The following is a 21,342-nucleotide window of genomic DNA, read 5'->3' as shown; positions in this document are numbered from 1 at the left end:
CTCCTCTCTATCAGAAAACCTGCTGGAAAGCCTGTTCCAGATCTTCAATCAGATTTTCTGTCCCTTCCAATCCGCAGTGGATGCGGATTACGTTTTGTCCGGCTCCCATCTTCTTACAGGTTTCTTCATCTTCCCTCGCGTAAGGCATCATCACCAGACTTTCGAATCCTCCCCAGGATACTCCGATTTTAAAAATCCGAAGCGCCTGGCAGAATTCTTTTGCCTCCTGCGTTGTACTGTCCAGTTCAAAGCTCAATAGTCCGGTATGTCCTGACTGCTGTCTTTCGATCAGTTCGTGCTGTGGATGGGATGCAAGTCCGGTATAGTGTACCTTCTTTACTTTGGGATGCTGTTCCAGATACTGTGCTACAGCAAGTGCTGTCTTTCCGTGTTCCTTTACCCTCACTTCCAGAGTACGCAGCCCCCTCATCATCAGCCAGCCTTCCATCGGTCCTATAATACTTCCGATCTGTTCCCGGATTGTCCTTACCCGTTTTCCCAGTTCCGGATCTTTTACCGTCAGGGATCCTCCGATAATATCACTGTGTCCTCCCAGATACTTGGATGCGGTATGCATTACAAAGTCAGCTCCCAGTTCCAGCGGATTCTGGTAAATCGGTGTGCAGAATGTATTATCGATATATACAAGGGCTCCTTTTGCATGAGCCGCTTCAGCCGCCTTTTTTATATCCTGAACTCGAAATACAACAGAGGAGGGACTCTCCAGCACCAGCAGCTGTGTATCATCCTCCAGAACCTCTTCAATCTCTTTCGGATCATCCCCGTCAATAAAAGTCGTCCGGACATTCATATGCTCTCTGCAGTAATTCTGAAGAAAATCTTTCAGCGGGCCATAGGCAGTGCGGATGCAGACTACATGTCCGCCGCAGGAACATGCAGTAAGAACCGCCGCTGTCGCTGCCGCCATTCCGGATGAAAACACGTAGCTTTCTACTCCTTTTTCAAGTTCGGTAATCTTTTCTTCGAGAATTCTTACAGTCGGGTTCTGGACACGTCCATAACAGTACGTGTGTTTATCCCGCTTATCCGAGTCATAGTACTCGTCCACTGTGGGAAAAATATTTAATGAATTCATAAAAACCGGCGGAACGATCGCATTAAAATACTGATCGTATTCCTCCCCGGCATGTGCGAGTATCATACCTGTTTTCTCTTTCATCGCTTTCCTTCCTCTTTCCTTTTGTTATTTGTAGACTATATTCTGTCAGGTATCATCTATATGCTATAATATAGCTTGATTGTTTAAAATAAAAGCACATCAGTTCTGCGGATTCACTGATGTGCTATTGCAATATCATCATATACGCAGTCCAAAAGCTTGTTGTTAATCTTCTGTGCCTTCTTGATATCACGCTCTCTCAACGCCTGATAGAGCATTTCATGATACGGCATGCTTGCCTTGAACGGGTCTTCAATATCCAGCGGAAACTGCCAGAGCTTATCCGTATATTCATCCAGTACTTTCAGTACTGCATAAAACACTTTGTTGTGGCACATCAGGTAGATCTTCTCATGAAATGCCTTGTCCTCTTCGGTATCCCGCTCATCCGCCCGTACCTTCTTCATAAGGACCTCCGTGATCTCCCCCAGTTCGTCCATCTCCTGATCAGTGGCATTCCGCACTACCATGGCCATCAGTTCTGTCTCCATCGCTCTTCTGGCCTCCAGTGCTTCGATCAGAGACTCTCTCTCCATTGTAAAACCGATCAAAGACTCCAGTGCCGTTGCTTTCCTTCCGCGGCATCCTACAAATATGCCTTTGCCGTTCTTCACTTCCACAATGCCTTCCGCCTCCAGAGTCTTCACTGCCTCTCTAAGCGCTGTCCTGCTGACCTGCATCATTTCAATGAACTGTCCCTGAGAAGGAAGTCTGTCACCTTCTTTCAGATCATGTTCCTCTATGTAGCTTTGAATGTACTTAATAATTTCTGATTGTAAAGAAACTCTTTTGATCGGTTTTGCCATCACTGTTCTCCCTATCATGTTCCTTGGGATCATTATATACTTCTTCCAATTCCACGTCAACTGATTTCTTTTTTTTATTAAAATTGTACAAAAGGGCAGAGGTCATGATTCCCGCCATGCCTCTGCCAGTTCGTCGATTGAGGAAAAAATGTAGTCCGGCCCATATCCGCATGCTTCTGCTTCCTGACGCGTGGTCTCTCCGGTCAGTACGAGAGCAGTCTCCACTCCGGTTTTGTGTCCGCAGAGAATGTCCGTATAAAGCCTGTCGCCCACAATCAAAGCCTGTTCTTTTGAGAAATGATTCAGTTTCAGAGAGTACTCGACCATAGCCGTCCCGGGTTTCCCCATATATTCCGGCTGCCTTTTCACCGCATGCTCTATCATCTGACAGATGGCGCCGCAGTCCGGTACATAGCCGAATTCGATCGGGCAGACATAATCCAGATTTGTGGCTATATAGCCCACTTCCGGCCGTGTGCTCAGGATCTGGCAGGTGTCCTGAATCTTTTCGTAAGTCAGCTGATTATCATAAGACACCAGAACACAGGCAATCTCAGGATCCAGACAGTCTACCGTCACCCTGATCCCGTTACGTTTCAGTTCTCTGAGCAGGGATTTTGTTCCCATCACATAGATCAGCTTTCCTTCATAATTCTTTTTCAGATACTGCACAGTGGCAAAAGACGCAGTAATAAAGTTGGAATAATCGGTCATGATTCCCATCTTCTGAAAAGAATGGATATAATCTTCAATGCTTCTGGTAGAATTGTTTGTGATGAACACAAACTGGCCTCCATTGTCCCTGACATCCTCGAGAAACTCTTTTGTCCCGCTGATCAGTCTCTGTCCGATACAGACCGTACCGTCAATATCGAGAAGAAAGAGTTTCTTATTTTTCAGCATGTTCCACCTGCCTGCGTACCGCAATTGCTGTATCCGGATAGTTGGTAATCACGGCTTCCAGCCCTGCCTCGATAAAATGCTTCATATCCTCTTCCCTGTTTACAGTCCAGACACGTACTTTCAGACCGCTCTCCTTCCAGCGTTTCAGGAAATCAGACATATACAGATGGTACAATGCAGGATGCAGTCCCTGTACACCTGTTCCCGCTGCATATTTCTCCACATCCAGTATGACGTCCCCGTACAGATACGCGGTCTCAGCCTCCGGATTCAGCCGGCGAACTTCCTGAATACTGTAGTGGTTGAAAGATGAATAGATGACACGGTCCTCCATCCCCGTCTTTTTTACAATTTCCATTGTCTTCTCTTCGATTTCCGGATACCAGAAAATTCCGGTTTTCAGTTCAATATTCACTTCCATTTTTCCAGGTTTCAGGAGATTCAGCACTTCCTCCAGTGTCGGTATCGTTTCTCCTTCATACGCTTCCATATGATTGTGGAAAGAGAACTTTTTCAGCTCTTCCAATGTATAGTCTCTGACAAATCCGGTTCCGGTGCTGGTCCGGTCAATTTTCTCATCGTGGATGACAACCACTTCCCCGTCTTTTGTAAGCTGTACATCCAGTTCTACCCCATCGGAACCCTGTTCCTCTGCGAGCCGAAATGCTGCAAGTGTATTTTCCGGTGCATATCCGCTTGCCCCTCTGTGCGCAAAAATCTTTACTTCTTTCATGATCTTATACCTCCTGTATCATCATAACATTTTTCGCGATAAAGAAAAGCGTGCCGGAAATCATTTCATTCTCTTTCAGACACGCTTTTCCAATTACTGTGGACAGAATTGATCCGTTTTTACTTTTTAGCCGTTGACAAGATTGTATTCTTCAATCGTATCATTGATCTCCTTTGCCATGTTATCCACTGCCTCTTCCGGCGTTACATCTCCGTTCAGCATATTTTCGATCTGAGTCTCAACAATCTGGCGGGATTCCGGGAATACACTGAGGAGTGCTCCTGCGGATTCCGGTGTGGAATCATGCAGCTGATCGAGAGCTGTCTGGAACTGCGGATATTTGGCAATGTTATCCTTGAACGTCTGCTCTTCCTGTGCTCCTGTAACAATCGGGAAGTATCCTGTCTGTGCGTTCCAGTATGCCTGGGATTCCGGAGAAATCAGGAATTTAACAAATTTCCATGTTGCTGCCGCCTTTGTCTCGTCTTCATTGTTCAGTGCCCACAAAGATGCGCCTCCGATAGAAACTCCGCCTTTGTCATCTGAGCTGACTGCCGGATAGTATGCGGTTCCTACTTCAAATTTTCCGCCGCTGTCTTCCAGAACCTGTTTCAGGGAAGCACTTGATCCAACCATCATAGCTGCTTTTCCGGATGTAAAGTCTGTTGTCGCAGTATCACTTCCGGAACGTCCGACGTTCGGAGCATAACCTTTTTCAAAAAGATCATACCATGCATTTAAGATGTTCAGACCGCCGCCGTTTTCATCAAACTCCACTTTGGTAGCTGCTTTTTCACGTCCGTTTCCGTTATTTACCATATTCAGAGCCTGTTTGCAGAGGAACTGTTCGAAATACCAGCCGTAAATGCTGATTGCAAATACTTCCTGAGCTCCACCCTTCTCTTTCAATGCGTCACCTACTTCTGCGATCTCCGGAAGGCTGGTCGGAATATCTGTGATACCCGCAGCATCAAACATATCTTTGTTGTAGTACAGAAGCGGTGTGGAAGAATTGAACGGCATGGAGTACATCGTTCCGTCCTCTGTTGTATAATATGCGGCTACATTCGGTTCGAGCTCCGACATATCATATCCGTCCGCATCGATCATTTCCTGCATCGGAATGATCCATCCTGAATCGATCATGAAACGGGTTCCCAGATCGTAGATCTGTACAAGATCCGCTCCCATGTTTCCGATCTGAGCACTTTTCAGCTTGTTGATCGTATCATCATATTCGCCCTGGTATACAGCTTCTACCGTGATACCATCTTCATTTTCTTCATTAAATTTGTTTACCAGGTAATCCATGGCTTCTCCGTTAACACCGCCCATGGAATGCCAGAATGTAATCGTTGTTCCATTTGTGTCAACATTTTTAAAATTGTCAGTGATCACTCCGGACCCGGTGCTTTCTTCCCCTTCTGAAGTCTGCCCGTTCATCTCGGAAGCACTTTTCCCGTTTCCACAGCCAGCAAGGGTAGAAACAACCATCAGAGCAGCGAGCATCGCTGCGATTACTCGTTTTTTCATAGATATTTTCTCCTTTTCTTTTTCCGCCGGCGCCCTTTCCGGGTTCATCCGGCGTCTGCCTTCATGTTGATATATGTAAACAGACCAGTCTAACCTTTGACTGCACCTGAAAACATTCCGCTGATCAGCTGTTTCTGTCCTACGATGAAAATCACCATGGACGGAATGATAATTGCCACAACGCCCGCCATCATCAGCGTAATAGACTGGGCATCTACACTGTTCAGCATACTGATACCGATCTGTACGGTCCGCATTTCTTCAGATCCCGTTACAAGAAGCGGCCACATATACATATTCCATGCATTGATGAATGTATACACTGCCATTGCCCCGATTGCGGATTTTGTAAGCGGAATCAGGATCTTTACAATAAATCTCAGGTTTCCGCATCCGTCCAGTTTCGCCGACTCATAAAGAGAGATCGGGAATGTCATATAGAACTGGCGGAAGAGGAAGATTCCCATTGCGGATGTCAGCGATGGAAGAATCAGAACCAGATAAGTATCCAGAATTCCCATGCTGCTGACCGTCAGATAGTTGGAGATGATAACCGCCTCTCCCGGAACCATCATGGTAGCCATGACAAGCATGAACAGAAAGTTTTTCCCTTTGAACTCCAAAAAGGAGAACGCAAACGCCGCAAGAGAACAGGTAATAATCTGTCCGATTGTAATGCATCCTGCTACAAGGAAAGAATTCAGGATAAACCGTACAAGCGGCACCTGTGTGAATGCCCTGATATAATTTTCAAATGTCGGATGTGATGGAATAATGTTCAGATCCATCGTAAAAAGCTCATCTCCCGGCATAATAGATACGCTGACAGAGTATAAAAGCGGGAACAGCATAAACAGGGCAAAAATGATATTTACAGCAACCAGCACCGTTTTACGGATTCTCTTTTTCCTCAAGGCGCGGGCGTTCATCAGTCTGTGAAGTTTCTCCACTTCCTCTGCATTATAAGAATCAAGCTCTATTGAAATCGTACTATTCATTCCAGCCATCTTAATATTTGACTCCTTTCTTTTCAATCTTGAACATCACAAGTGTCAGTACCATGATGATCAGGAACAGTACAACGGACTGTGCCGCCGCACTTCCAAATTTGTAGTTAAAAAACGCGTCCCTGTAAATTGAATATACAATTACATTCGTGGACTCTCCCGGTCCTCCGGCCGTCAGGATCTTGATCTGTCCGAAGGACTGGAATGCCTGGATGATATTGACTACAAGTGTATAGAACATAATCGGGCTTAATCCCGGAAGCGTCAGACGGAAGAATTTTTGAATTCCGTTCGCTCCGTCTACAGAAGCACGCTCATAAATGGACTCGTCAATGTTTCCAAGTCCTGCCGAAAAATACAGGAAATTGATCCCGCTGTTCAGCCATGCTGTAAGAACCGCCACACAGATCAGCGCATATTTCGGATCTGCGATCCAGTTGATATCCAGTCCGGTCAGTTTGTTCAGAATACCGATTGTCGGGTTCAGAATAATCTTGAAAATCATTGCGGCTCCACTGGACGCAATCGCCATCGGGAGTGCATAGGATGTGCTGAACACCCTGATTCCCGGAAAGGCCTTGCTGCAGAGCACCGCCCCGATCAGACCGATCAGCATGCTGCCGATTACAACGATTACAACAAAAATCACGGTTACTAAAAGACTGTTATAAAATGATTCTGACGTGAGCAGATCCACGTAATTGTCCAGTCCCACAAACACCTTTGCCTGTCCCAGCTTGTCTGTCAAAAACAGACTCAGGTAGATCGTTTTCACAAAAGGATAAAACAGGAAAACCGCAAACACCAGAAAGCAGGGAATCAAATAGAAATAAGCATTTCTGCCCTTCGTTTTCTCCATCAACTGTTTCATTGCTGACCTCCATGATAAAAAATATTTTTCTCTGTATCTGCATCAAAGAAATGCACCCGGTTCATGTCCACATATAAGGTCATTTCATCTCCCGGAGCTCCCTTTGTATCTACCGTAAGCCGTGCCGCATATTCGCCCGCCCTTTGTTCTTTCAGGTAGAAGATGGACTCTGATCCGAGCATTTCTTTTACTACGACTTTTCCGGTCAGCCTGCATCTGGAAGGATTCAGGTTTGCGTGTTCCTTCTTGACTTCTTCTGAAAAATGCTCCGGACGGATTCCAAGAATTACCTTCTTGTCTGCATACTGTCCTGCCAGCAGAGCCGCCTTCGTCTGCGGAACCTCCAGTTTCTGTCCGGATGCCAGCACAAAATCTACACCGCTTCCGTTTTTCCGGATTGTACCCTCCATGAAGTTCATGGACGGGGATCCGATAAATCCGGCAACAAACAGATCCGCCGGATCTTCATAAATTGTTCTTGGCGCATCCGCCTGACGAATAAATCCGTCTTTCATGACAACAATTCTTGTTCCAAGTGTCATGGCCTCGGTCTGGTCATGCGTAACATAAATGATCGTTGTCCCAAGCCGTTTATGTAAATCCGCAAGCTCTACTCTCATCTGGGCTCTCAGCTTTGCATCCAGGTTGGACAATGGTTCATCCATCAGAAATGCCTTTGGTTTTCTCATAATCGCGCTTCCAATGGCAACCCGCTGTTTCTGTCCTCCCGAAAGCTGTCCCGGTCTTCTTTTTAAAAGAGATTCAATGCCAAGAATGGCCGCAGCCTCATGCACTTTCTGATCAATTTCATTTTTCGGAACCTTCCGGATCTGCAGCGCAAAGGCCATATTATCATAGACTGTCATCTGTGGATATAACGCATAGTTCTGGAAAACCATGGACAGGTCTCTGTCCTTCGGTTCCACATAATTACAGAGCTGCTTGTCAATCCAAAGTTCTCCGCTCGTAATTTCCTCCAGTCCCGCAATCATACGAAGTGTAGTCGATTTCCCGCAGCCGGACGGTCCGACAAAGATGACAAATTCGTTATCATGGATTTCCAGATTAAAATCCTTTACCGCGTAATGCTCTTTGTCATAGGATTTGCATACATTTCTCAATGTAATTTCTGACACGGCTTTTTCCTCCCTTTCTGAAGTTTTATTCTCTTTTTCCCTTATTTCTTTCACAACACAAGAGATTATATTGATTCATCATTAATGTTTGATGGAATTTTTGTTAAATGGTCGTTAAAGATTTTTTCCCTCTTGTTTCCTTTTCTTTTCCCTTTATTTCCGCGGTTTTTCAGCGCAAACCGGACTGTTTTTCTTTCTTATTTTCGTAAAATTCCTGTTATTCAATGTAAAATTTACGTATACTTTTTCATAAAAAAAGGACGGGAAGCACATTCCCGTCCGGATTATTTCGTATTATTTTTTTGCAAGTTCCGCCATGGCTGCCGCTGTCAGCTCAATAGATTTCATAAGATTTTCAACCGGCATCTGCTCATTTGGCTGGTGGGCTACATCCGGTTCTCCCGGAAACATCGGTCCGAATGCCACCATGTTTTTAAACATTTTGGCATACGTTCCTCCTCCGATTGCCTTTGGTTCAGGATCTTCGCCGGTTCCCTCCCGGTATACTTCCATCAGTTTCCGGACAAGTTCAGAATCTTTCGGAACATAGAGCATATCAGTTGTTCTGTGTACAAGAATCTCCATTCCATAGGAGGAAAGCGCCGTATGCAGCTGATGATATACCACATCCGCATCACCGTTTTTCGGATAACGGATATCCAGATTCAGATTCATTTCCTCCTCTGTATATTCGATTACACCGAGATTGACAGTTGTCTCACCGGTTTCCTCATCCCGGAAACAGATTCCCAGTGTTTCCCCATTTGTTTCCTTTCCGATTTTCTGGCATACAAAATCAGCCATTTTCTGGAAGTCTCCACCGATTCCCATTCCCCGGACTGCAAGAAGAAGCTTCACAACCGCGTTTTCTCCGAGTTCCGGTCTGCTGCCATGCGCGCTGACTCCTTCTGCCTCAATTACCGTATTTCCATCCCGGATGCTTACTGTAACACTGTCATCTGCAAGCTCATGCTCTCCTTCCAGAACAAGTCTGCAATGAAGCGGCACAATATTTCCGGCAGTTCCGCCCCGGAACTCAAGGACACGGATTTCTCCCTGTTCCGGGTGTTTTTTCCCTCCGATCACGGTTGTCATTCCCTTTTCAAAAAAGATAAGCGGATATTCCGCATCCGGAGTGATTCCCAGCACCGGATGTTCTTCCCCGGCTTCAACATAATGTTTGATGCAGTCACATCCACGCTCTTCATTCGTTCCGAAGATCACACGTACTCTGCGGTCCAGCGGAAGGTTCAGATCCTGAATGGCTTTCATTGCATAGATAGCGCCGATCGTCGGCCCTTTATCATCAGCCACACCTCTTCCGTAAAGGATTCCATCATGGATCTCAGCTCCAAATGGAGGGTATTTCCAGTCATCACCCACCGGTACTACGTCCAGATGTCCGAGAACCGCAATCATCTCATCCCCTTCTCCCATCTCTACGTAACCGGCCTTGTTATCCACATTGCCCGTACGAAATCCTAATTTTTTCCCCAGCTGCAGCGCAAAATCCAGCGCTTCTTTCGGGCCTTTTCCATATGGTGCACCTTCTTCCGGCTCACCGCCTACGCTGTCAATCCGGATACAGTCCTGAATTCCTCCGATAATCTCATCCTGCATTTCCCGGATTTTTTCCCTTAATCTTGTATAATCCATGATTTCATCTCCTCTTTTCTGCTCCATGATTCTGCCTTACTCCTCTGCTTCCGGATATTCATTGCAGAGCAGACGGTATGGTGCTTCATCCTCTTCAATTTCCGGAAATCTTCCTACCTCTTCATAGAAACGGTTATCTACATTGTCATCGTTGCACATGGAAACTTCCCCGATCAGCACATCACCGGTTCCCGGTTCTACATCAAAATCGTGATACTGATGCGGCCAGAGTGTAATACTCTCTCCCGGCTGCAGCCTGACTCCCGTTCCGGCTTTTACCTGATATGACCTTCCGTCCGAATTTACTGTCACATCAGTATCCGCAAGCCCTCCTTCTCCATCATCATTATACAGGTGGATGATCAGAGTTCCGCCGCCCCGGTTAATGATGTCCTCCGATTTTTTCCAGTGGAAATGCATCGGGGAATGCTGTCCTTCTTTCAGCATCAGCAGTTTTTCCGCATAGACTTTTTTATATTTCGGATTATTCTGGTTTCCGTTCCGGATTGTAATCAAAGAAAATCCGACCTTGTCAAAATCTCCCAGCCCGTAGTCCGTAATATCCCATCCAAGCATGTTGTCACGGATCTCATCATACTCATGTCCTTTTTCCCGCCAGTCTTCCGGTGTCCAGTGGCAAAATGGCGGAAGCTCAAATCCATGCTCTTTGATCAATGCTTCCATGTCTTTAATACACTGATTGATTTTTGATCGTTTCATCCTCTCATTCTCCTCCTTACTTGATTTTTTCCTGTGTGATAATCGGAATTTCCTCCTGAAGATAACATTCCATCAGCCGGATACATGCTTCCACATCATCCAGATTGACAATACTGTTCGGTGTATGACCATACCTGGTCGGAATCGAAATCCCAAGTACTTTCACACCGCCTCCTGACTTATTGATTGCCCCTGCATCAGTACCTCCTGCCACAAGTGCGTCCCGCTGATACGGAATCCGGTTTCTTTCGGCGCAGTCGATCAGCCCTTTGGTCATCTCACAGTCGCAGATGACACTGCTGTCATTGATTTTGATCGCTGCCCCTTTTCCGAGTACCGGATTCCCATTTTCATCACCCGGGACATCAAAAGATCCGGTAATATCAACAGCGATTCCAAGATCCGGTTGTACTGTTTCTGCCGAAGTTGTAGAACCGAACAGTCCGACCTCCTCCTGTACAGTGTATACAAAATAGAGATCATGATAACAGTTTTTGATTCTCTTCAACGCTTCAGTCTGAATATAGCATGCAATCCGGTCATCAAAGGCTTTGGACATCACATTGCGTCCCGCAAGTTCTGCATAATCTCCGCAGAATACCGCGCAGTCGCCCGGTTTGACATACTTTCCGGCCTCTTCCTTTGACATCGCTCCGATATCAATATAAAGTTTGTCAATCTCTTTAGGCTTAACGGTATCTATCGGATCCGTTACTCCGACTGTTCCAACAGTTCCGTTTTCAAAACGTACTCTGTTCATGAAGGAGCACAGTGCGGACACCCCTCCGATCTGCTTCACTTTCAGAAGTCCGTTGTCTAGAATCTTCACTACACAGAGGCCGATCTCATCCATATGTGCCGCACACATGATTTTTTTCTTGTCAGCTCCGCTTCCCCGCTTTAAAACAATCAGATTCCCCATTGCGTCTCTTGTAATTTCGTCCGCATAATCCATGACTTCCCTGATAATCAGGTCGGACACATTTTTTTCCAGTCCGCTTACTCCCCACGTCTGTGTATAATCCTTGATCATTTTTTCTCCTTTTCCCCGGTTCCATTTATTCAAAGATCAGCCGGAATGTCTTAATCTCATATGGTTTAAATACGGTCTCAAAACAGTTTTTGCCGGCCGTAAGTTCTTCTTCATTTTCTTCCAGAAGATTACATTCATATACATGTGCAATCGGATATGCTGTCTGAATCTGTGCTCTGACGCGATTATTTTTATTCTCGTACATTCTGACAATCACGCCGTTTCCATCCTCTGCTTTTTTGATGACTTCCACAAAACAGCTCTCCTGACTGCATTTCAGAAAGCTTTCGTATTCTCCGCCGCAGCCTTCCTGCCTTCCGGTTCTCTTTGCCAGCATCGGCACATTCAGGTTGTATGCCATCTCTACGGTTTTCGCTTCCTGCCATCTTCCCGCATGCGGATAGATGGAATAGGTAAATTCATGCTCTCCGATATCAGCATCTTCGTTCGGATAGGTTCCGGATTTGATCAGAGTCAGACTCATATCACCTTTTTTGATTCCATATCCATACTTACAGTCATTGAGCAGACTGATTCCGGAACTGTTTTCTGAAAGATCCGCCCACTTGTGTCCACACGCTTCAAATTTCGCCGTATCCCAGCTGTAGTTGTTTGTCGTCTCACGTTCCACATTTCCAAACTGGATTTCATATGACGCTCTTGTCGTATTGACATCTACCGGAAAATGTGTTTTCAAAATCACATGATGCGTTTTCCAGTCTGCTTTCGTCCGGAAGTCAATCCTCGGAATCTGGTGATACAGACATACCTGCTGCGTCACTGTCGAATCAAGGAATCCACATTCATATTCCACTACCATGCGGACTTCTCCATTTTCAATAACTCTTGCCGGAGAATACCAGTCTGCCTCATAAGGTTTTCTCTGATAAAACACGTCAATGTCCCAGTTATCCCACTGCATCGGACGGTCTTCATATGTCCGTAGAACGTTACCGCACCTGCCTTCCTGAATCAGCTCTTTTTTTGCTTCTTTTTCATAGAGCGACGTAATTTCCATCTTCTCATTAAAGCAGACCTTGATAAATGGATTCTCAAATGTGTAATCCCATTCTTTTCCGGTACTTTCTTCGAGTAATTCCTCTGTTTCATATAATTTTTTATATCCAAGCGGCGGAATATGGCTTACATAGAGCAGATATCTGCCATCTGCCGTTTTTTGCGCAGGCACATTTCTTCCGTCTTCATCTACAAGTCTCGGGATTTCTGTTCCATCATCCAGCACTACGAGATCATCTCTCTCATATCCCTGGGTATTCATCACTACGACGCCTTCTTTTTCCATTGAAAGCCTGCCGACAGCCGCGGATACAACCCGATTCAATTCCTCTTTTCCCGCCTCTTCAATTTCATGATACTCTTTATCTGTCTGTTCGTACACCGGTTTGATACTGGAACCCGGTACAATATCATGGAACTGGTTGATGAGAAGAATATCCCAGCCCTTGTCCAGCACATTTTGAAGCTGTTCATCTTTTTCTATACCGGCCATACAGGAGGCCGTCTCCATCTGCGTGTACAGAATCTCGTTCTTTCTGTTACTCCGCTTGTTTCTTGCCATGGAAGTCAGAGTTCCCCTGTGGTATTCGAAATACAGTTCTCCATCCCAGGTCGGCATGTCCGGAAGATCATGGATCTTTTCATATGTCCGGTCAAAATAATCCTGTTCAAATTCCTGACGGATTTTCGGAATTCCCGGTATTCCGTATTTCAGCCTTTCGGCACTCTCCAGCATTTCTTTGGTCGGACCGCCGCCTCCATCGCCGAATCCAAAGAGCATCAAAGTATCTTCTGTCAGATCACGGTTCTGGAACCGTTTAAATGTTCCGAGCGCCATATTCGGGTTTACGATTCCTGTATAGGTCGTTGTATTTCTTGTATCAGAGAAAGAAATATTCAGTCCCTGATCCTTATCATAATCCGTTGTTGTCGGCATAAATGCAAAGACTTCCGATCCATCGATTCCCTTCCATATGAATGTGTCATTCGGAAGCTGGTCGTACTGATTCCATGCGATTTTTGTTGTCATGAAATATGGAATTCCGGATTTTTTCAGAATCTGCGGCAGTGCGGCAGAATAACCGAAAACATCAGGGAGCCACAGAGATTTACTTTCTTTTCCAAACTCCTCCAGAAAGAAACGATGCCCCTTGATGATCTGTCTGACAAGTGACTCTCCTCCCGTCAGATTGCAGTCTGCTTCCAGCCACATGGCTCCGTCTACTTCCCATCTGCCTTCCCGGATCCGTTCTTTGATTTTCTCATACATTTCCGGCTCCTGCTCTTTTACAAACTGATAGAGAATCGGCTGACTGGACATGAATTTATAGTCCGGATACTGCTCCATGAGACGAAGTACAGTAGAAAAGCTGCGAAGCACTTTCTCCCTTGTCTGCTCCACCGTCCAGAGCCATGCAATATCAATATGTGTATGTCCGATGGCGCTGACTGTCGGGCACTCCCGTTCTTCACTATAGAAAGCTTCTTTTAAAATCTGTTCAGCCTTTTCAATCGAACTGTAAAATTTCTCCGAGTATGCATCCCGCAAATCAAGTGCATCCAGCGCCGGTGCCATACTTTGAAGTACTCTTCTGTAGTTTTCTTCGTCCGCCTTTTTCAATACATAGGCACTCTGAAGAGGAATCAGCAAATCATAATACAATTTCTGTACCCGGTCATCTACTGCAATAAGGTATGTATGAATCACAAGATCCCCTTCTACCATCCCGCTATAGGCAAGAACCGCAATTTCATAAGAGTCACCGGCCTTTGCCTTTCCTGAGATTGTCACTTCCCGATGATTCACATCAATCCCCTGAATCAACTGTCCGTCCAGATAGAAAATCATCTGCGGATTCGTTGCATCCCATTCACCTTCCCGTCCTGTTGTAATCAGGAACTCCACATGCTTCCCGTCCATAGATTCCGGGATCGTAATTGTTGTACGGAACCACCGGTGAGCATCCACCTGATTCCACGCCGTTCCCATTACATAGTCTTTCCATTGTCCATCAATTGCACATACATGCCCGTCCTTTTTCTTTCCTTCCAGGCTTTTATAGGCTGTAATTTCTCTTTTTTCTACAATAATCATCTTTTCGATATCTTCTCTCAGCCTTTGCGCCCGCCCCAGTTCAAAAATCAGATTCATATTACCTCCCGGTGCCATAAGCTATATTATAGGTTGGATATAGCGTATCATTTTTTGTGCAATATGTCAATTCCTGACGGGTGTTTTCCCCAATAGTTGTAAATTCTTTGAACAATTTCTTCTATAAACAGGAAAATCCCGAAGTTCATCTCCGGAATTTTCACTGCATACATTGCTGCCTTGTTACTTCTTCTTCCAGTACACCTGAAATGCTTCTTCCTCAATATCAAACAGCGGTTTCCAGGTCAGATCCCGATACTGAAATTCCAGCCCTGTTTTGCGTACTTCATCAGCTGCCTTTTGACCGTCAAGATCCAGTTCCAGAAAATTCTGGTCACCGCTCAAGGCCACCAGGACATATGGTCCGTACAGCAGGGTATGAAGTTCCGGACGGTCCGGGGTCTTTTCCAGATAAAATCCGCACGGGAACAGGCAGCGGATTTCATGCCTGCCTTCCGGCACATCCATCTGGATATATCCATCCGCTTCGGTCCATCCATTCTGTTCCACACTATCCATCCAGATTTTTCTTCCTTCCCGGCTCCATTTTGGAATCCGGATATACATCGGGAATTCTCTCTTGCTTTCCACTTCCAGAATAACCGATTCCGGAGCTTCCATCTCTGTTTTCTGACGGATGGTGATTCCGGCCTCTTTCCATTCCAGCCTGGATTTTACAAACAGATTGACAAACAGTTTCTCTCCCTGATATGCGTAAATCATATCGGCATATTTGAAATGACTCTCCATTCCCGTTCCATGGCAGCAGGAATTCTCATGCTCAAATTCTTTATGGAATCCCGGAGCCAGCGGCATAAAGTATACCGTTTCTCCCGTTGCACCATGTTCTCTGCCTCCAAGAATGTGATTGGTCATTGTCCTCTCATAATAATCCATCATTTCCTTTTTATTCTCATACCGGTACAGCTCTTTTGTGAGCTTCAGCATATTATAGGATGCACAGCTTTCCGCTGTATGCTTTGTCAGGAGATTCCCGATGCACCCCGGACCGTGAAACATCTCATTTTCTCCGGTTCCTCCGATCGTATATAAGTGCGACTCTGTTACCGCTTTCCAGAAATAGGAAGCAATGTCATAATACCGCTTTTCTCCGGAGGCACGGAATATTTCCATTGCCCCTATCACCTGAGGAATATGCTGATTCGCATGCAGGTTTTCCAGCGCATCAATCCCTTTTTCCATTGGCAGAAACAGCTTTTCGTTATCAAAATATCCGGCGGTCTCCAGGAATTCTTTCTTTCCGGTAATCCGGTACAGTCTGGCCATGACGTCATTCATTCCACCATATTCACCCGCAATGTACATTCCCCACATCTTCATCCGCTTTTCCCTCGGAAGCCCCGAAAGACGGCGATATACCCACTCACCAAGTTTTACGGCAATTTCAAGTGCCTGGTCAATTCCGACAAACTCATAACAGTCCAGAAGACCTGCAAAAATCTTGTGAAGTGTATAATAAGGAGCCCATATCTCAGGATACGGGGTGTATTCCTCCAGCTTATCAAACTGATCTTCCGGGTACCCGCTTAAAAATCCTTTCCGGATTCCCGGTATTTTTTCAAAAGCATCCTGACATTTGCCAAGTTCCTCAATCATATAACATGCTTTTTCTTTAATCGTTTTGTTTCCGCCTGCCTTATAGCAAAGCGCAAGCGCTGACAGATAATGACCGCTTGTATGCCCTTTGAGATGACATTCCGGCGCGTCCCATCCGGTCATCGGCTCTGCTCCTTTCACATCCAGCCCGCTGGCCTCCCTGAAATTATAAAGCATTCTGTCATCATCCATCTGAAGCAGAAATTCCTGCATCTCCTCCTGTGCTGTATAAAATCTGCTTCCCTCCTCCAGGACTGCTTCTCCATGGTCAAAATAGCCAATCAGCGGTTCTGTGTTCTTTTCCGCTTTCTGAATCTCTTTTTTGACTGTCACTTTGCAGAAAACCGGAAAGTCCAGGCCGTCCAGCATGCCTTCCTCCCGAAAGTTTCCGACCCGTTCATATACTCTTTGCGCACCCTCTTTCCAGTTTATCCGGTGTACCAGTGTCTTCCCGTCTCTGGTATAAATCACAGCCACATACGGAAGATAAACTTGTACCCCCGCCTGTGCCTCCAGCTCCGGTTCTTCTACACTTTCAACCACTATTTGAGGCTTCTCTTCCAGGATACAGACTTTATACTCTTTCTCCTCTGTAACACCGCCGGCACAAAATGTTGCCCATAGTGAGATCGTCCGGTCTCCCGTCCCGTACGGAGGTCTTTTTACATTTCCTTCAGAATCCAGGAAGCGCTCGTGTCCTGATTTCCAGATAATTTCTGACCCATACTTTCCCTTTTTGGGAAGATTCAGATTAAACTCTACTGTATTCAGATTACCAAGGTACAGGGCTTCCATGTCTTTTTTGATGATTTCTTTCGCTTCCACGTTCTTTCTCCTTTTCATTTGCTCTTTAAAAACAGATTGGTGTAAAAATGGAGCCATTGCTCCATAGATGTTCTTTCATCTAGTCTGCAACGGCTCCTGTGGAGATATAGTTCTCCGTATCCCGTCTGACATCCTCCAAAGTGATGGATGCAAGTTCTCCTTCCATTGCGGCCTGTACACGTTCCAGCTTATCATCCAGTATCCTGTGAATATTTCTCCCGACAGGGCAGTCGGCATTTGGATTCTCATGAAAGTGGAACAGTTCTCCATTTTCAATACACTCCACTGCACGGTAAATATCGAGAAATGTGATTTCACTTAATGGTTTGGCAACCGTTGTTCCTCCTGAACCCCGTGCCACATTTACAAGCCCCGCCGCCTTCAGCTGCAGAAGAATCTTCCGGATAATCACCGGATTTACATTGGTACTCTCCGCAATTAAACTGCTTGTGACCTTATGATCTTTTCCAAACACATCGATACAGGCAAAAATGTGTACTGCCAGAGTAAATCTACTTGAAATCTGCATCGTAAATTCCTCCTTCATGCATACTATTTTATCCGCATTTCGATGTAATGTCAACGATTACAATATGGTCTAACGGACGAAATTTGTTCTGATCGGATCTTCCTTTTCCGGCAGTCCATATGTTTCTTTTCCGAGCTTAATACTCTTCATCAGAAATGCCATATTTCTGGCAAGTGTGCGCATACTCTGCAATCCTTCCGCATCCTCTGCGGCCTCTCCCGGCTCTCTTCCGTGAATGCTGTTCCAGTACTGTCCGGATGCTACCGGCATGCCTGAAATAGTAAAAAATTTATTCAACTCATCAAAAGTAGAGGAAAGTCCACCTCTTCTGGCTACTGCCACCGCAGCACCGACTTTCATTGTTTTATCAAAATGTGTACTGTAGAAAAGTCTTGTCAGAAATGCTACCAGTGTTGCATTTGCTGACGCATAATAGACCGGTGATCCTACAACAAGTCCGTCACATTCCTCAAACTTCTCTGCCGCCTGATTTACAATATCATCAAAGACACATCTGCCTTTCTCGAAACACTGTCCGCAGGCTATGCAGCCTCTGACCGGCTTGTTTCCGACATGCAGAATTTCTGTCTCAATTCCCTCTTCTGCAAAAATTTTTTCCATTTCCTGCAAGGCAATCGATGTATTCCCGTTTTTCTTCGGACTTCCATTGATCATCAATACTTTCATGATATGTACCTCCTGACTCAAAATTGATGTTTCCCAACAATACTATTATAACACCAGAAGGCCGGTTTTCAAATCTTCTTTATAACGGCCGGAAAGGATATCCGGCTGCCCGCCGGAGCAATCACAGGAGTTTCTGAAACTCTTCCACTGTCGTTCCATATTCCTCTGCCGCCTGCTCCAGCGTCAGAAGATGTTTCCGGTAAAGATTAATCAATGTTTCTTTTCTGCCCTCCATCTGTCCTTCTTTTCGGAGTCCTTCCTCATACTGCTCCTGATTGAACTCTTCCAGAATCACGTCCTTCACCTCCGCACTGTTTTTCTTCAGGAATTCTTTCAGTATATCCTGTTCAATACAGTTCTTCTGAGCTTTCCGAACCGCTTCTTCTATGGAAAATCCATGCTTCTGGTTCTCCCGGACCTCGTTTACAAAGTATGCGTACTCCCACAAAATTTTGCAGTTTTCCAACAATTCTTCGTTATGTCCCAGGTTAATATTAATCACCATTACATTGCACTCCAAAGCTGCCTGCCCTGTGAATTCCGATTTCATGAACGCATCCGAAAGCTTCAATTCCTGGTATTCGTCTTCCGCCTTTCCTCCATTATAGAATACCACATATACCGGAACCGGTAAAGGAATCTGCCCGGAGCTGTAAATATTAAGGTCCATTTTCTTTATATAGTTTTGATAAATTCTCGCCAGATAGAAAAGTCCACGTACGGGCATATTCGGATTCACTGTGCTTTGGTGTTCGTACAGATTCATAATGCTAGAAAAAAGAAAAGATACGTCGTTTTTCATTCCTACATAAATAACATCTTCCAGTGTTGTAATTTCCATTTCATCGGGGTTTGTGTAAGAAGAGTTGTTCAATGCATTGTAGAGAGATAAAAGATTTTTCCTGTCCCGGAAGATCATTCGGAAAAGTGTGTCTTTGTACTTTCGATTAACACTGCTGTTTTGAGATATGGTTTTTCTGTGAGTTTTAGATATGGTTTTTCTTTGCTTTTTACGCATAGGCAGAAGCCTCCTTTGAATTGAAAATAAATCAGATTTGAACATAGATTTGTGATTAGATTACTCTCTCAGCATAGCAGAATCCGCGGTAAAAAGCAAGGGCGCAGATTTTTCTGCGCCCCAAAAATACTTATGTAATTTTTAGCCTTTAATACCAGACTGTGCAACACCTTCAATGAACTGCTTCTGGAAGATGAAGAACAGAATGACAAGTGGAACTACAGCTAATACTGCTCCGGCCATCTGCATTGGATACTGGGTGGTGTACTGACCCTGCAGAGTTGCAAGAGCCGGTCCAAGAATCATTTTATCTGTAGAAGTATTAACGATCATTGGCCACATAAAGTCATTCCATGCAAACTTTGCTGTAAAGATTACCAGCGCTACAATGCCTGGTTTTACAAGCGGAAGCATGATTTTTCCAAAAATCTGATAACGGCTGCATCCATCCAGAACTGCAGCTTCTTCAAGTTCTTTCGGAAGAGACATGAAGAACTGTCTCAGAAGGAATGTACCAAATGCACTGAACAGGTTAGGAAGCATCAATGCCGGCAATGTATCAAGCAATCCCAATTTCTGCACAATCAAATACTGAGGAATCAGGAAGATCTGTCCCGGAACCATAAGTACTGAAAGAAGAAGAACGAAAATAATGTTCTTGAACGGGAATTCAATTCTTGCAAAAGCATATGCTGCCATCGCACAAAATGCAACCTGAACTGCTGTTGTAACTACAGCCGAAATAATGGTGTTCATATATACCGTAGCAAACGGAATAGCTGTCAATATTTCCTGATAAGAATCTGTTACCCATTCTGTCGGTAAAATTGTTGGCGGAATCTGCATCGCTTCGCCATTTGTTTTGAAGGATGTCAAAATCATCCAGAGAAACGGGAATACAACAATTATTGTTCCGGCCAGAAGGATCAGATGGACAATCAGATGATTTATTTTTGCTTTTCCTCTCATTGATCTTTTCCTCCTTAATCGTAATTAACCCATTTCTTCTGTCCCCACATCTGAACAACCGTAACTAACATAATAATTACGAAAATCAAAATGGAGATTGCCGCCGCATATCCCTTATATCCATAGTCAAATGCGGTACGGTAGAATAACATAACAACTGTCTTCGTACTTTCGTATGCCGGATTCGTCTTACCGATCATCATGAAGATAACGTCGAATACCTGGAATCCACTGATAATTCCTGTAATCATGGTAAAGAAAATCGTTGGTGTCAGCATCGGAATCGTAATCTTAAAGAACTGCTGAATCGGTCCGGCCCCGTCAAGCGCTGCCGCTTCATAGTAGCTGTTGGAGATTCCCTGCATACCGGCCAGAAGGATAATCATATCGTATCCAACTTTCATCCAAAGTCCAACCAGCATAATGCAGAATAGTGCTGTACTTGGATCTGTCAACCATCCATGTCCCTCTCCGCCAAGCGCACGGATCGCACTGTTCAGAACACCCATCTGCTCATTGTAGATCCATTTCCATACCATAGCAACAGCTGCTGCCATTGTTACAGACGGAAGGAAGTACAATGTACGATAGATGGATTTTCCTTTAATCTTAGAGTTCAAAAGTGCTGCAACCAGAATAGAAAGGAACAGCCCAATCGGCACTGTAAACACTACGTATTTCAACGTTGTTCCAAGTGCTGCCCACACTTCTTTGTCCCCGATCAACTGTTTATAGTTTTCAAGGCCACAGAAAGTCGTCATATTAAACTTGTTTACATCGTTAAAACTGAACCATACATTCTGAATAAAGGGCCAGATATAAAATACAAGAAGACCGAGTGTAACCGGTGCGATAAAAATATAGCCCGCAATCCAGTCCTTTTTCTTCCAGGAAAGGCCCTTTTTAGAGCCTTTCGCTACTGCTTTATTTTCAGACATTTACTTATCACC

The 21,342-nt window shown here is 44.9% G+C and carries 18 protein-coding genes; all 18 read right to left on the bottom strand.

Translation table 11 applies throughout. The features are described from left to right. Window positions 1–10 precede the first annotated feature (10 nt). The 18 genes from B5E64_RS01010 to B5E64_RS00925 all read right to left on the bottom strand — a co-directional run bounded on the left by B5E64_RS01010 (window position 11) and on the right by B5E64_RS00925 (window position 21,330). Window positions 11–1,180: a PLP-dependent aspartate aminotransferase family protein gene (locus B5E64_RS01010; RefSeq protein ID WP_087166663.1), complete on the bottom strand. Its 1,170-nt coding sequence runs from the start codon at window positions 1,178–1,180 to the stop codon at window positions 11–13. A gap of 113 nt (window positions 1,181–1,293) precedes the next feature. Further along, window positions 1,294–2,004: an FCD domain-containing protein gene (locus B5E64_RS01005; protein ID WP_343215452.1), complete on the bottom strand. Its 711-nt coding sequence runs from the start codon at window positions 2,002–2,004 to the stop codon at window positions 1,294–1,296. 84 nt (window positions 2,005–2,088) lie between these two features. After that, the gene (locus B5E64_RS01000; protein WP_087166661.1) at window positions 2,089–2,889 is read right to left on the bottom strand and encodes an HAD-IIA family hydrolase; all 801 of its coding nucleotides are present in this window, start codon (window positions 2,887–2,889) and stop codon (window positions 2,089–2,091) included. After that, entirely contained in the window at window positions 2,876–3,622 is a 747-nt protein-coding gene (locus B5E64_RS00995) for a glycerophosphodiester phosphodiesterase (RefSeq protein ID WP_087166660.1), read from the bottom strand. The genes B5E64_RS01000 and B5E64_RS00995 overlap by 14 nt, the downstream gene beginning before the upstream one ends. 126 nt (window positions 3,623–3,748) lie before the next feature. Further along, complete coding sequence (locus tag B5E64_RS00990; protein ID WP_087166921.1) at window positions 3,749–5,155, bottom strand: ABC transporter substrate-binding protein; 1,407 nt, start codon at window positions 5,153–5,155, stop codon at window positions 3,749–3,751. Between the two features lie 89 nt (window positions 5,156–5,244). Beyond that, on the bottom strand, window positions 5,245–6,153 hold the full coding sequence (locus B5E64_RS00985; protein ID WP_087166920.1) for a carbohydrate ABC transporter permease: 909 nt from the start codon (window positions 6,151–6,153) through the stop codon (window positions 5,245–5,247). A gap of 10 nt (window positions 6,154–6,163) precedes the next feature. Next, window positions 6,164–7,033, bottom strand: coding sequence for a sugar ABC transporter permease (locus tag B5E64_RS00980; protein ID WP_087166659.1), 870 nt, complete (start codon window positions 7,031–7,033; stop codon window positions 6,164–6,166). Further along, window positions 7,030–8,169 (bottom strand): sn-glycerol-3-phosphate ABC transporter ATP-binding protein UgpC, encoded by a 1,140-nt coding sequence (ugpC, locus tag B5E64_RS00975; RefSeq protein WP_087166658.1) that lies wholly within the window; start codon window positions 8,167–8,169, stop codon window positions 7,030–7,032. Before ugpC ends, B5E64_RS00980 begins: the two co-directional genes overlap by 4 nt. A 294-nt stretch (window positions 8,170–8,463) precedes the next feature. Next, window positions 8,464–9,852, bottom strand: coding sequence for a dipeptidase PepV (gene pepV, locus B5E64_RS00970; protein WP_242958823.1), 1,389 nt, complete (start codon window positions 9,850–9,852; stop codon window positions 8,464–8,466). Between the two features lie 9 nt (window positions 9,853–9,861). Further along, window positions 9,862–10,545 carry a D-lyxose/D-mannose family sugar isomerase gene (locus tag B5E64_RS00965; protein ID WP_087166657.1) on the bottom strand — a complete coding sequence of 228 codons (684 nt, stop codon included), beginning with the start codon at window positions 10,543–10,545 and terminating at the stop codon, window positions 9,862–9,864. Window positions 10,546–10,561: 16 nt separating this feature from the next. Next, a complete protein-coding gene (locus B5E64_RS00960) occupies window positions 10,562–11,578 on the bottom strand; it encodes a M20/M25/M40 family metallo-hydrolase (protein ID WP_087166918.1) in 1,017 nt (338 codons plus the stop codon). Window positions 11,579–11,603: 25 nt separating this feature from the next. Then, window positions 11,604–14,747 carry a glycoside hydrolase family 38 C-terminal domain-containing protein gene (locus B5E64_RS00955; RefSeq protein WP_087166656.1) on the bottom strand — a complete coding sequence of 1,048 codons (3,144 nt, stop codon included), beginning with the start codon at window positions 14,745–14,747 and terminating at the stop codon, window positions 11,604–11,606. A 183-nt stretch (window positions 14,748–14,930) separates the two neighbouring features. Further along, on the bottom strand, window positions 14,931–17,189 hold the full coding sequence (locus tag B5E64_RS00950) for a beta-L-arabinofuranosidase domain-containing protein (RefSeq protein ID WP_162610111.1): 2,259 nt from the start codon (window positions 17,187–17,189) through the stop codon (window positions 14,931–14,933). Between the two features lie 79 nt (window positions 17,190–17,268). Further along, the gene (locus B5E64_RS00945) at window positions 17,269–17,718 is read right to left on the bottom strand and encodes an Rrf2 family transcriptional regulator (protein WP_087166654.1); all 450 of its coding nucleotides are present in this window, start codon (window positions 17,716–17,718) and stop codon (window positions 17,269–17,271) included. A gap of 69 nt (window positions 17,719–17,787) precedes the next feature. Continuing rightward, complete coding sequence (locus B5E64_RS00940) at window positions 17,788–18,405, bottom strand: flavodoxin family protein (protein ID WP_087166653.1); 618 nt, start codon at window positions 18,403–18,405, stop codon at window positions 17,788–17,790. 121 nt (window positions 18,406–18,526) lie between these two features. Beyond that, on the bottom strand, window positions 18,527–19,171 hold the full coding sequence (locus tag B5E64_RS00935) for an Rpn family recombination-promoting nuclease/putative transposase (RefSeq protein WP_242960051.1): 645 nt from the start codon (window positions 19,169–19,171) through the stop codon (window positions 18,527–18,529). 393 nt (window positions 19,172–19,564) lie between these two features. Further along, window positions 19,565–20,392, bottom strand: coding sequence for a carbohydrate ABC transporter permease (locus B5E64_RS00930; RefSeq protein WP_087166652.1), 828 nt, complete (start codon window positions 20,390–20,392; stop codon window positions 19,565–19,567). Window positions 20,393–20,406: 14 nt separating this feature from the next. Then, window positions 20,407–21,330, bottom strand: a complete 924-nt coding sequence (locus B5E64_RS00925) for a sugar ABC transporter permease (RefSeq protein ID WP_087166651.1) — start codon at window positions 21,328–21,330, stop codon at window positions 20,407–20,409. Window positions 21,331–21,342: the final 12 nt, after the last annotated feature.

Source organism: Drancourtella sp. An12, assembly GCF_002160935.1.
Classification (GTDB): Bacteria; Bacillota; Clostridia; order Lachnospirales; family Lachnospiraceae; genus Sellimonas; species Sellimonas catena.
Note: the sequence above shows the minus strand (reverse complement) of the source record. Positions and strands in the feature narration are given on the sequence as shown.